This is a genomic window from Acinetobacter tandoii DSM 14970 = CIP 107469 (assembly GCF_000400735.1).
In the GTDB taxonomy this organism is placed as follows: domain Bacteria; phylum Pseudomonadota; class Gammaproteobacteria; order Pseudomonadales; family Moraxellaceae; genus Acinetobacter; species Acinetobacter tandoii.
The window spans coordinates 182,924-195,087 of record NZ_KE007360.1 but is presented as its reverse complement, the minus strand read 5'-3'; the positions used below and the strand labels follow the sequence as shown (position 1 = coordinate 195,087).

The window sequence follows — 12,164 nt, the reverse complement described above, 5'->3', positions numbered from 1 at the left end:
TCTCGTCAATTTTAATATTCTTAAGTATTTAATTCTGATAGTAATTCTTCAGACTGAAATATCACATGTGTGTGTGGAGCATCCAGACTGAACATAAAACTATGCATAGATTCAGGTGCTTGAAGTCCAAGAAGAAATCCGAAAATCTTAGCCAAACTTTGCGTATGTCCTAAACTGTAATGACTATATAAGCAGTGATACGACTGTATGTTTGATGCACCAATACGTGTTGCTATTTGTTGAGCAACTTTGATTTGAGCAATATTGTCTGGCACCACAAAAAACGGAGTTTCGTTCTCATATTGTTCTAAGTTTTCAATACCTAATTTTCTAATAAAGTTCATTACATTGGTTTCATTTTCAACCAGTTCAATCACCTTGACTCTAGAGAGTTCCTCAACTCGGACCGATTCAGCTGAAATACAACAACTACCAATAAACTCTGCAGGAATATATTGATCCATTGCCCATAAATGTTCGTCGATAATGTCCTGATCTATGGCTGAGTCAACCACCGTAATATATGAAACTTCATCCTTTTGATGCTGAATGGCTTTAAGTAATTCAATCCATTCCACGTAAGCAGTTTCGGTACCCCAATAATGGTAATGCACGTTTATTTGTTGGACTAATAGCCCTAAACTCTGTAAATACTCTTCAATCAATACATCACTCGATTGTTCATTCCAAACATGGAGTAAATAATCGGAAAGTACGACATGAATATTCAACATATTGAGGCGTGGAACATCCATAACCACTGTTTGTTCCTCTTCATCTTCCTGATAATCAGAGCGAACCCAAGCAGGATGCATACGATATTCATAAGCAAGTTGTTGGTCATAAAACATCGCAGAATTTTTCAAATGCTCCACAATAGTTAATAAGGATGCACAATTTTCATTGAGTTCTGCCTGAATCAATGCCTGTATGCGTTGTTGAATTTCGCTTATATCAGGGCGATCCACCTCACGGTCTAAAGTCTCATCGACAGGATCAGGCATTCGGTAAGATAAAATTGGATTACCCATCTGATTCACAAGTTTGGAATCCAATGTAGGTGCAGGCATCTCAGCCATTTTGGCAAATATTTCTTGGTTTTGCCCCAAAGCCGATTGCAACGATACTGCATAAACATTTAAACGTAGATACTCAGGAGACAGCTGATTTTGTGTATTTACATTGTCAGAAGATGAATGAGTTTCTATCAGTTGTGCATCTCGTTGCTTATTTTGTATAAATTGGTACAGCTTCCATAGGAGATAAGGACTGAGTACTACCAATGAAATCAAAAAAGGCATCAACACAAAATAAAGCAATAAATCTTGTGCTGTCGGTTCAAATTTAGCATCGCGCCAATAATAAATAATCAGCGTAGAACTTACGAAAAATATGCTTAAAACTGTACTTAATATAATTTTAAGCATTTTAGATCTCTCGTATTAACGCATAACAAAATTCGTTATGATCTTCTGTCAATGTTGGCATTAAGAAAGTTCCCTGCCCCAAACCTAATGATTGGTTTGCACCAATTTGAACTGTTTTTTTGTCAGTTCTTTTCAAAATTAAACGAACATCGACATGTAAAGTCGGGTCACACCAACTCTTAAAAATCTTTCGGAGTTGTTCGCTTAATCCTTTTCCAGGCAAATAATCTAAATAATGTGGGTAGGTTAAAGGCCCAATTTGAACTTCAATTTTTCCATCCACCTGACGGACTTTTTCGCCACAAAAAGTATTTAAACCTAAAGCATTTTTAGCCAAGCTGCCCAAACTGGTTTTCTGAACATCATTAAGCTGGAAGATTTCCACAATAAATTCTTTAATTTCGATTTTTTGCTTAAATACACAATGCAACATCGTTTTCAAGGCATGCACATTATTATTCTGCCCTTGCATTAACCCTGAAAACTCGGCAAAAAAATCTTCCAATTCAGAAGGCTGATGTTGCTGACGTACAAAACCATTCAATGCATGTAAAATCGTTAAATAGTGATTATTCTGATCAATTTCGTAACGAACAGGTAAGTTATATACCAGACTGGAATCGACATACTGAGCAGTCAACTTGTGATTAAACAGCCCAATAAATTTCTGTACTTCATCACGTTGCTTGCGTGGTGATAACTTAATTTTCTGCGTATAACTATAAGGTAATGCCCCTTGTATCCCGAGTAATCCCACCATCAAATTTTTGAGTTCAATTTTATTGTCTACTAGATTTAAGGACTCAAGCTCAGAAACAGGAAAGTTGAGCTGAATTGAGCTCTCAAAACTAAAACGATCCGCCCAATGTTGAACCTGATTAAAAATAGGATCATGCCGTAACAAGCGAGTCGTTTGGATAAACTCATAAGCCGTAGGTGTATGAAACAGGCCATCAATTACAGAAGCTTCTTGCCACCAACGTTCTGAACGCATTGGTATAACTCCTGTCCTGATTGATCATCAAAAATAATTAAATCAACGAAACTGTTCATTTGTACTTTTAAGTTGAATACATAGCTCAATAACTGGCTAAAAATATATAAACTATGCCCCCGAAAGACTTCCGCTTGGATTGATACTTTGACTTTTATACCGCGGACAAAAGCTGGGAATGGCTTGATATTCATCATTTTATGGGTAGATTCAAATTCAATGCCCTGAATAGCATCAATCAATAGATGATTTTCTTTGGCATTTGATAAATTATATAAAGCCAACAATTCTTGAATATGGGGTACGGCATTTTCTTGCATTAATGTCATTAAATTCAAAGACAAATGTGAAATCAGGCGCCACTGTTCTTCTTTATTTCCATTAAAAACATAACATGGGGTAGGTCGTTTTAAGACCTGTGCACGTCGAACCAAGCCTGTACCATTCATATTTAGAGTATGCTGACTCAGACTCATGCTCTCGTAAGGCAAATTACCATTCGAACACAATAAGTTTGTACTAATAAAATCAGACTTGATTTCATGTGGATTCAAATGCCGAGAAATAATGGAATAACCCAATTCAATATTCTTATGTTGGTATTGTTTTTGATTCAGTGCATAAAAGTATCGGACATTCTCTTTATGGGCATGACTCATGGCAAAAAATGGTGTGATCGGATAAGTCACAGCATCCTGTTCATGTTTTTCTCTCATCATTTGCATATTAAGGATTGAATAAACACGATAAAATTCAGGGTGATGCGCATCCGTTAAAATTGGATATTCTAATTTTTTATGATCAATCTTCTGAGGCTCAGCCTTTTTCTCAAATAGATTAACGGCAGGACTACTAAATAACTTGAAATTTGCAATATTCAAAGCTGAATAATTATGAACAATTGCAGGGTCAGTCAAATTGAGTTTTAAATGAACATGTAATTCAAATTGGCTATTTCGTTGTGTTAATTTTTTCAGACCCTTTAAATTCAATTTAAGATAGTTGAATTTTTCTGAAAAGCAAAAATACTCCATTAAAAGCCGATAAGCATGATGAGTATGCTGATCGAGAGGCAATAGACTTTCATTCTCAGCAAAGCCCATCACTTCAAATGGATTCTCAATTGCCAAAGTATGCTGACCTGATTTCAAGCTAAAACTGGTTTCAGATTTAAAAACTGCATCTAAAAACTGCAAAGGAAAATTTGAAATAGCATCTAAATAAATAGGTAAGACTTCATTGTCCAACCATGCTTCTGCCCCATTGAAAGCTTCAAAAGAAAAAACTAAAGTGGCATTTTGATTCAAATGTAAATGTGAGCTCTGATTGGTCTGAAATTCCAGAGATTTCAACTGAAGCGGTAAGAGCTGTACAGCCATACTGGTTTTAAACTCACACTGTACCCCTTTTACACTTCGTGATTTCAGTGTTGTATTTTCTGGGACAATCGTACCTTCCGTAAGCTTCTTCTGTTTTTCTATATCTTCGAAACTCACCACGGTACAAGCAGGAAAATGTCTCAAATATTGAGGAAACATCACCTCAAATAATGACCGTGTAAACACGTCATAACTATCTTCTAATTTTTTATCAATTCTTGCTGCGATTAACGAAAAAGCTTGAATCAGCCGCTCAATGTGCGGATCATCAATTTGCTCTTGATTTAGAGATAAACGTTGCGCAATTTTAGGATACTTTTTTGCAAATACTCTGGACTGTAGCGCAAACTCTTGTAACTGCTTTTCATAATAAGGTAAAAGTTCTTCGATCACAGCGTTGTCCTTATACCTTAAGCTTGCGCAGAAATAACATATTGTTGCGTCGTTGGTTTTAATAATGCATCAAAAACCACAGGCTCATATAAGGGATGGATATTTAAATATGCCTGGATGGTTAAACACAATGCCCCCATATTGTGACCATCTAAAAGCATCTCCACTTTGACTTGTTTTAAGCGTGGCTCATGTGCAGAAATAGATTGTTCTATCGACTGACAAATTTTATCGCGATCAAGAGGATTTGCAGTCGAAAGTCCAACAAAATCAATAATGCCAAATTGTACAATCGATTGTTTTGACAAAGGATAAGCATCAATAAGATGATCTAATTTTGCTATACGGCTATTCAGTAAATCTTCAAGATCATTGGCGACTGACTGTCTTAATTCTTGAATTGAAAGTCCTTTTATACTCTCAGTTTCAGGAAGCAAGCGATCAAACAGTGTGGACTGAAAACCGTAGGGATGTAATTGTTCTAAACTCATGCTCATTATCTCAGTCAATTTATTCTGCATTCAAAAAATAGAGGACAACATTAGTTATCCTCTATGTATTGATCTGAGTTTAGTTACGCAGCATAAGATGCTGTGTTATTCGACAATGACCATTTCTTGGTCACAGCACCTTTCGCAGTACCGTTAATATCTTGTTGATTATAGGTCCACTCAACTGCAGCATATTTCAAACCGAAAGTTTCAGTTGGCACACCTTCTTCATTAACACTTGGTGCAACACTTGAAACTAAAACATGTTTCAATTTAATTTGAAGATATTTAATACGCTTATCACCATTGGCACGGTAAAAATCGATTTGCACTTCATCAAAAGTGTAACCTGCTGAACATGCTTCCCATAGTTTCGGGCTAGTCGCATCAAGATCTTTTACAAAGTGCATATCTGCATGTTCAACACGTTCAGCGGTATGACCACCTACGCTAGATGAAGTTGCAGACTTAGGCTGACGAATATTGTGTGCCCAAGAGTTTACTTCTAACCAACCCTTGTGCTCTGAGTCGCGTGACTCACCATCAACTTTGTATTTACCTCGAAATTCGACGTATATATCTTTCATGAGATTATCCTATATTATAAAGTTCTTAATTATTGAGCTGTTCTTAATTTAATTAGAAGACTGAGGCAACTCAGTGACGAGTCGCAAAGATACGGACAACTCGTCCAGCTGGAAATGTGGTCTTAAAAAAACCACAGACTTGTAGTGACCAGGCTCTGCTGGGTTTTCTACAACTTTCACGGAAGCTTCTCTTAATGGAAATTGGGCTTTTGCTTCTTGAGAAGCCCCATCATCCAAGAGCACATATTTTGCCAACCATTCATTTAAAAATGCTTCGACATTGCCTGCTGATGCAAAACTACCGACTTTGTCACGCATCATGGCTTTTAAATAGTGTGCAATACGAGAAACTGCCATAATGTATTGAATCTGGCTCGATAATGCAGAATTTGCATTTGCAGTATCGCTGTCATATTTCTTTGGCTTTTGCGCTGATTGCGCACCAAAAAATGCTGCATAATCCGTGTTCTTACAATGTACCAATGGAATAAAACCAAGATCACTTAGCTCTTTTTCGCGGCGGTCTGTAATCGCAATTTCAGTTGGACATTTGAATGCAACTTCACCATCACTGGTTTTAAAGGTATGTACTGGTAAACCTTCTACCAATCCCCCTCCTTCTACTCCACGAATTGCAGCACACCAACCATGCATATCAAATGCATTAGTTAAACGTGTCCCAAATGCATAAGCAGCATTCATCCATAAATATTCATCGTGGTTTTGACCCGAAACCTCTTCTACAAAATTAAAGCCTTCGGTTTGCATGCCTTGCTTTGGATCATAGGGTAAACGACCTAAAACACGTGGCATGGTTAATGCCACATAACGGGCATCATCACTTTCACGGAATGAACGCCACTGCACATATTCAGCGGTTTCAAAAATTTTTGATACATCTCGCGGTCGGTCAATATCAGTAAACGATTCCAGACCTAACATATTGGCACTGGCTGCGGAGATAAATGGAGCATGAGATGCCGCAGCAACATGTGAGATTTGCTCTAACAAATACATATCAGCTGGAGTACGGTCAAATTCAAAATCACCAATCAAAGTTGCATACGGTGCTCCACCAAAGGAACCATATTCTTCTTCATAAATTTTCTTGAATAAGGTGCTTTGATCAAAATCTGTAGCGCTTTGAAAATCTTTAATCAACTCTTTTTTCGTGGTGTTTAATACCCGAATTTTAATGAGTGGATTTGAAGGTGATTCTTGACAGAAGTAATATAATCCGCGCCATGTTGATTCAATTTTCTGAAACTCAGCATGATGCATAATTTGACTTAATTGTTTAGAAATCAAGTCATCAATTTCGGCAATCCGCTTATCAATCGACATCGACATATTATCTGAAACTGTAATTGTTCCAGCCATGACTTCCTTTGCCAGCTCAGCAATGAGGCTTTTCGCACGATCATGCTCTTCACCATTTCGAGCAATGCGACTCTGCTCAACAATAGAATCGAGTAGACCAAATTCACTTGAGTTATCTTTTATAGCGACTGCCGATTGCATATTACTCATTGTCCGCTCCTACTTCTTCACTCAGTTGGCGGACTTGTTCAGTATTTTTTAAAACATCATCTAACAAGTCTTCTAAACGCTCACTATTCGAGATTTTGTTACGTAAATCCGTTAAACGTTCACGCGCTTCGACCAGTTTACGCAGTGGTTCAATTTGCTGTGCAATATTTTCTGGTCTAAAGTCATCCATTGATTTAAAGGTTAAATCAACTCCAAAGCGCCCACCCGTTTCTGAAAGCGTATTTTGCACCTGGAAAGTCGCTCGTGGTGAAAGTGATTCCATGACTTCATCAATATTTTCTAAATCGACGTTCACAAACTTTTTATCTTTAAGTTTGGTTTTTTCCTGTTCAGAAGCCGCAGAAAAATCTCCTAAAACACCAACAACAAAAGGAAGTTCCTTGATTTCTTTACCTTCACCCACTTCTACGTCATAAGTAAGTTGGACACGCGGGGGGCGAATACGTTGCAATTTTTTTTGCACGCTTTCTCGTTTAGCCATGATTTAAAGCCTTGTATTTTAAATTGTTATAAACCAGCAAAAGGGTTGCTACTACTATTTGTACTCGTATTTGTCGTATTGACTTTAGCTGTCGTTGTACTTGCCTTCACCTTATTGGTTGTTACTACTGTAGGTTTGGTTTTGGTCTTATTCTTTACAGTTGTGGTAACTTTTGCTGATTTCTTTTTCGATGATTTTGATGTCGTTTGATTCTTTCCAGCATTATCTAAAGCGGTTTCTAATAAAACTGAAGCAGGTTTTGCTGAATCTATTGATCGAATGAGTTCACTTGCTGCAGGATATGTAATATCCGAACTGAGATAGCGCATTTCTTTCTGACGCATTTGTTTTAATGCATCATTTGCAATATTAGTCGCTGCTAGAAACTTGACATCAGTCAGAGTATTGCCTTGTACTTTTTCAGCTTCAAGCTGCTGTACCAGTGCTAAAGCCTTATCGCTTCGACCAATTTGCTGAAAACGTTGCGCTGCCTGAACTAAATAACCATTTTTATTATCTGCGTTTTTTTTATCGCAAATTTGGCTATATGTTTTTAATAAAACAGGATCATTTTCACCAGAAACTAACGGATTTTTCTTGATGCAACTTCGAGAAATATCAATATCTGAATTACTCGCAAATGCACTCATAGATAAACTAGACAGCATTAAGCCTGCCCACAAGAGAATATTCGTCTTCAAAACAACCTCTATTATTAAGTCTTTGTCTAAAGTTTTAACCGTTTATATTCTGGTTTTTACTTTATGTATTTTTAAAGTAGGCAGATTTAACTAAATATTAACCACAGTAGTCAAGACAAATTTTGTCATCTTTCGACATTTAATAAATTTAAATAACACTTTTTTTCTTAAATTTTATGATATATGATTCGCACGACTTTATACCAATTACTTAAAAACATAATTTTTCATGCTAGAAAGTTATGATTTTTTTGACTAAGAAAATTTGATTATTACTTTTTTATTAATAACTTAACCAACAAAAATATTCGTATTAAAGTAGTAATTCAAATCTTAGTCTCAAAAGCTGAGATCCATAATGAATAATTTAAAAGTTTTAATTACAAAACTGTCTATTCCTGCACGTGAAGCTTTAGAAAAGGCAGCGAACTTTTGTGTTTCTCAACAAAATTTTGAAATAGAGATTGAGCATTTACTGACTGAATTGGTGAAACAAAATTCAGATAATGATCTGCAACTCGTATTAAAAAAATACAAAATCGCGCATGAAGAACTTTTAAATGATTTAAGCCAAAGTATTGCATTATTACCTAAAGGTAACACTCGTACCCCTATTTTTGCTTTGTCTATTGTTCGTTTATTTGAACAAGCTTGGCTAGTGGCCTCTGCTGAGAAAATACCTGTTATTCGAAGTAGCCATTTATTGATTGCATTACTTACCGCGACTGATTTACACCAGATTGCAACCCGAGCATCTGTACACTTAACCATATTGCCAATCGACACAATAAAACATCAGTTTTTAGACATTTGTCGAAACAGTACCGAATGTCATACAACGCCAGCAGTACAGCCAAAAACAGATCTTCCCTCTAGTTCCCAACCATCAACTTCACAAACACCTGCTTTAAATCAATACACCATCAACTTGACGCAAAAAGCACAAAACGGACAAATTGACCCTGTAATTGGACGTGAACATGAAATTCGCCTCATGCTCGATATTCTGATGCGACGCAGGCAAAACAACCCGATTTTAACTGGCGAACCAGGCGTCGGAAAAACAGCGGTTGTTGAAGGACTGGCGTTAAAAATTGCACAAAACTCCGTTCCAGATGCGCTCAAAAATGTACAACTTCACACCTTAGATATGGGGTTATTACAAGCAGGAGCCAGTGTAAAAGGCGAGTTTGAAAACCGACTCAAACAGATTATCCAAGAAGTTCAAAGTTCAAGCCATCCTATTATTTTATTCATTGATGAAGCACATACACTGATTGGTGCAGGAGGACAAGCGGGGCAAAACGATGCTGCAAATTTACTTAAACCCGCGCTAGCTCGTGGTGAACTGCGTACTATTGCTGCAACAACTTGGGCAGAATATAAACAATACTTTGAAAAAGATGCAGCCTTAAGTCGTCGCTTTCAAGTTATTCAAGTTGAGGAACCAACCGAAGCTGTCGCCATTGATATGCTACGCGCCATGATTCCAGTTATGACTGAACATTTTAAGTTACAAATTGATGATGAAGCAATTATCACCGCTGTTCATGCATCACATCGTTATATTACAGGGCGCCAACTCCCCGATAAGGCGATTAGCGTTTTAGACACTGCGGCTGCACGTGTCGCACTTACGCAGAATGCTCAACCTGTTCAATTAGACCAATTTCAAGCGCAATTACACAATCTCAAATTAGAACTAAACATTCTACAAAATGAACATCAAAGTAATCCAATTCATGAAGAACGTTTGAACAGCATTCAAGAAAACATTCTGTGTTTAGAACAAAATATTCAAGTCATACAACAAAAATGGCAGCAAGAACTGGTTTTAGTCAAACAAATTCAAGCGCTGCAAGATGGCCAAACCGTTAACTGTAATGAGCAAATTGTTGAATTAAGATTTAAACTGCTGCAATTACAAGACAATAACCCTCTCGTGTATGACCGTGTGAATGCCACCATCATTAATGAAATTATTTCTGATTGGACAGGTATTCCTGTAGGTAACATGGTCAGCGATGAAATTAAACAAATACTGAACCTAAAAAGCAAACTTGAACAACGCGTCATGGGGCAAGATTATGCGTTAAAACTGCTAGTTCAAGGTATTAAAACTGCTAAAGCTAAGCTTGAGGATCCCAATAAACCACAAGGTGTGTTTATGTTAGTGGGACCAAGTGGTGTAGGTAAGACCGAAACAGCATTGGCGCTAGCACAGGAATTATATGGCGGTGAATCGCACTTAATTACCATTAACATGTCCGAATACCAAGAAGCCCATACCGTTTCCTCGTTAAAAGGTTCGCCTCCGGGTTATGTCGGCTATGGTCAAGGTGGCGTATTGACCGAAGCTGTACGACGAAATCCGTATAGTGTTGTTTTACTGGATGAAATTGAAAAAGCACATCAAGATGTTCAAGAGTTATTTTTCCAAGTCTTCGACAAAGGTACTCTAGAAGATGGTGAAGGACGTGTCATTGATTTTAAAAACACTACGATCTTACTGACTTCAAATACAGGCTCAAGCAGCATTATGCAAGCCTGTCTAAATCATCCTGTCGAGCAATGGCCTACTGCTGAGCAACTGCTTGATAAATTAAAACCAAGTTTATATCAGCAATTTAAACCTGCATTTTTAGGTCGTATGCAAATTGTTCCTTATTTCCCATTACATGATGATCTTTTAATTCAAATCATTGAGCATAAATTAGGAAAAATTATCAAACGCATCGAGCAGCAATATCATGTGCAGGTTCAGTATAGTGATGATGTCAGTGAGCTATTACTTAGCCGTTGCACTGAAGTGGATAGCGGTGCCAGAAATATAGATCATATATTAAATGCTTCGATTCTACCTGCTTTAGCGACGGAAATTTTACTGGCTTTAAGCGAACAAAAGTTGCCAAATCAAATTTGGATAGACGTAGACAATGATGAATTCATTTATGTTCTTGATTCTAAGATAAAACAATCTAAAAAGAAAAAAGCCAAAGCAGTCAAAGCTGAAACTGTATAAAACGTAAATTGGATTATTTCGTATTATGAATATAGAGTTAGACAAGTTACTCGAACCCATTTCGGGCGCAAAAGCATGTGGGGAAGATTTATCCTTTTCCAATGAATTTCATGCCATTAAAAAAGCCAAGACTGAAGATGATCCATCTTTGGTCTTAGGTGATTGGATTACAGAACCCAAACAAGCAGACTGGAATTTTGTTGCAGAACAAAGTTGCCAACTTCTAATTGAAAAAACCAAAGATATTCGACTGCTCACTTGGTTATCTGAAGCATGGGCAAATTTGTATGGTTTCTATGGCTTATCGAAGAGTCTGGAACTGTCACACCGTTTATTAGAACAATTCTGGCTCAAGTTACACCCTGCAATTGAAGAGGATGACTTAGATCAACGCTTGGGATTATTAAAAGGTTTAGTCAATCAACTTCCGCTATTAATCAAAAAAACACCATTGATTGAAAGTTCGCCAGCTTATTCTTTATGTGATTATGAAAATTTTCTGTATCAGAACAACAATCAAAGAAAACTAGCAGATGATGATACGGTATTTTCGAATCAACTTGAACAGTTTGACCTCGCACTTGCGCAAAGTTCCCGAACGGTACAATTACAGAATTACCAAAGTTTTGAACAACTTTTATTGCATTGGGAAACCTTAAAACTGGTACTAGACCAACTCATGCAACTGGAAGCGCCAAGCTTTGCACATATTGATTCACAGCTTGAAGATATCCATAAGTCATTAAAGAAAATTTATAAAGCTGATCAATTTCAATATGGATCTGACACTTTAGATACTTCATCTACGCTTGAAATATCAACAGACACCCGTCAATTGCCTCAAACCGAAACAGCTTTCGCTATGCCCCTGCATTCACAACAAGGTTTTCAGCCTTCACCACAAAGTCATTTACAAAATCGGGAACAAGCTATCAAAGTTTTGCAGGACATTGCCGATTATTTTCAAACCCATGAACCCCATAGCCCAGTGAGTTATATGCTGCAAAAGACAGTGAAATGGAGTCAAATGCCTTTACATGAATGGTTAGCTCAGGTCATTAAACAGGAAAATCCACTTGAATCTGTTCAAGAATTATTGGGCATCTCCTCAACCAACAATGAAACAAGTAACTGGTAA

General features: G+C 37.1%; 10 protein-coding genes. 2 read left to right on the top strand and 8 right to left on the bottom strand.

The features are described 5' to 3' along the window. Positions 1-20 precede the first annotated feature (20 nt). From I593_RS01835 to I593_RS01800, 8 genes are all read right to left on the bottom strand, one after another. Positions 21-1,427: a hypothetical protein gene (locus I593_RS01835; RefSeq protein ID WP_016165888.1), complete on the bottom strand. Its 1,407-nt coding sequence runs from the start codon at positions 1,425-1,427 to the stop codon at positions 21-23. A 1-nt stretch (position 1,428) separates the two neighbouring features. After that, on the bottom strand, positions 1,429-2,421 hold the full coding sequence (tssG, locus tag I593_RS01830; protein ID WP_016165887.1) for a type VI secretion system baseplate subunit TssG: 993 nt from the start codon (positions 2,419-2,421) through the stop codon (positions 1,429-1,431). Then, positions 2,385-4,193 carry a type VI secretion system baseplate subunit TssF gene (gene tssF, locus I593_RS01825; protein WP_016165886.1) on the bottom strand — a complete coding sequence of 603 codons (1,809 nt, stop codon included), beginning with the start codon at positions 4,191-4,193 and terminating at the stop codon, positions 2,385-2,387. Before tssF ends, tssG begins: the two co-directional genes overlap by 37 nt. A gap of 17 nt (positions 4,194-4,210) precedes the next feature. Next, on the bottom strand, positions 4,211-4,684 hold the full coding sequence (gene tssE, locus I593_RS01820; RefSeq protein ID WP_016165885.1) for a type VI secretion system baseplate subunit TssE: 474 nt from the start codon (positions 4,682-4,684) through the stop codon (positions 4,211-4,213). A gap of 83 nt (positions 4,685-4,767) precedes the next feature. Then, positions 4,768-5,271: an Hcp family type VI secretion system effector gene (locus tag I593_RS01815; protein WP_016165884.1), complete on the bottom strand. Its 504-nt coding sequence runs from the start codon at positions 5,269-5,271 to the stop codon at positions 4,768-4,770. A gap of 48 nt (positions 5,272-5,319) precedes the next feature. After that, positions 5,320-6,801 (bottom strand): type VI secretion system contractile sheath large subunit, encoded by a 1,482-nt coding sequence (gene tssC / locus I593_RS01810; protein WP_016165883.1) that lies wholly within the window; start codon positions 6,799-6,801, stop codon positions 5,320-5,322. Then, positions 6,794-7,303 carry a type VI secretion system contractile sheath small subunit gene (gene tssB / locus I593_RS01805; RefSeq protein ID WP_016165882.1) on the bottom strand — a complete coding sequence of 170 codons (510 nt, stop codon included), beginning with the start codon at positions 7,301-7,303 and terminating at the stop codon, positions 6,794-6,796. The genes tssC and tssB overlap by 8 nt, the downstream gene beginning before the upstream one ends. 26 nt (positions 7,304-7,329) lie before the next feature. Next, the gene (locus I593_RS01800) at positions 7,330-8,004 is read right to left on the bottom strand and encodes a hypothetical protein (protein ID WP_016165881.1); all 675 of its coding nucleotides are present in this window, start codon (positions 8,002-8,004) and stop codon (positions 7,330-7,332) included. A gap of 355 nt (positions 8,005-8,359) precedes the next feature. Here I593_RS01800 and tssH point away from each other — a divergent pair, with 355 nt between their 5' ends. Next, on the top strand, positions 8,360-11,026 hold the full coding sequence (tssH, locus tag I593_RS01795) for a type VI secretion system ATPase TssH (RefSeq protein WP_154653723.1): 2,667 nt from the start codon (positions 8,360-8,362) through the stop codon (positions 11,024-11,026). Positions 11,027-11,051: 25 nt separating this feature from the next. Then, the gene (tssA, locus tag I593_RS01790) at positions 11,052-12,164 is read left to right on the top strand and encodes a type VI secretion system protein TssA (protein WP_016165879.1); all 1,113 of its coding nucleotides are present in this window, start codon (positions 11,052-11,054) and stop codon (positions 12,162-12,164) included.

Coding starts and splice junctions, on each gene's coding strand:
- tssG (WP_016165887.1), bottom strand. CDS start 2,421: ATGCGTTCAGAACGTTGGTGGCAAGAAGCTTCTGTAATTGATGGCCTG.
- tssB (WP_016165882.1), bottom strand. CDS start 7,303: ATGGCTAAACGAGAAAGCGTGCAAAAAAAATTGCAACGTATTCGCCCC.
- tssA (WP_016165879.1), top strand. CDS start 11,052: ATGAATATAGAGTTAGACAAGTTACTCGAACCCATTTCGGGCGCAAAA.
- I593_RS01815 (WP_016165884.1), bottom strand. CDS start 5,271: ATGAAAGATATATACGTCGAATTTCGAGGTAAATACAAAGTTGATGGT.
- tssC (WP_016165883.1), bottom strand. CDS start 6,801: ATGAGTAATATGCAATCGGCAGTCGCTATAAAAGATAACTCAAGTGAA.
- I593_RS01835 (WP_016165888.1), bottom strand. CDS start 1,427: ATGCTTAAAATTATATTAAGTACAGTTTTAAGCATATTTTTCGTAAGT.
- tssE (WP_016165885.1), bottom strand. CDS start 4,684: ATGAGTTTAGAACAATTACATCCCTACGGTTTTCAGTCCACACTGTTT.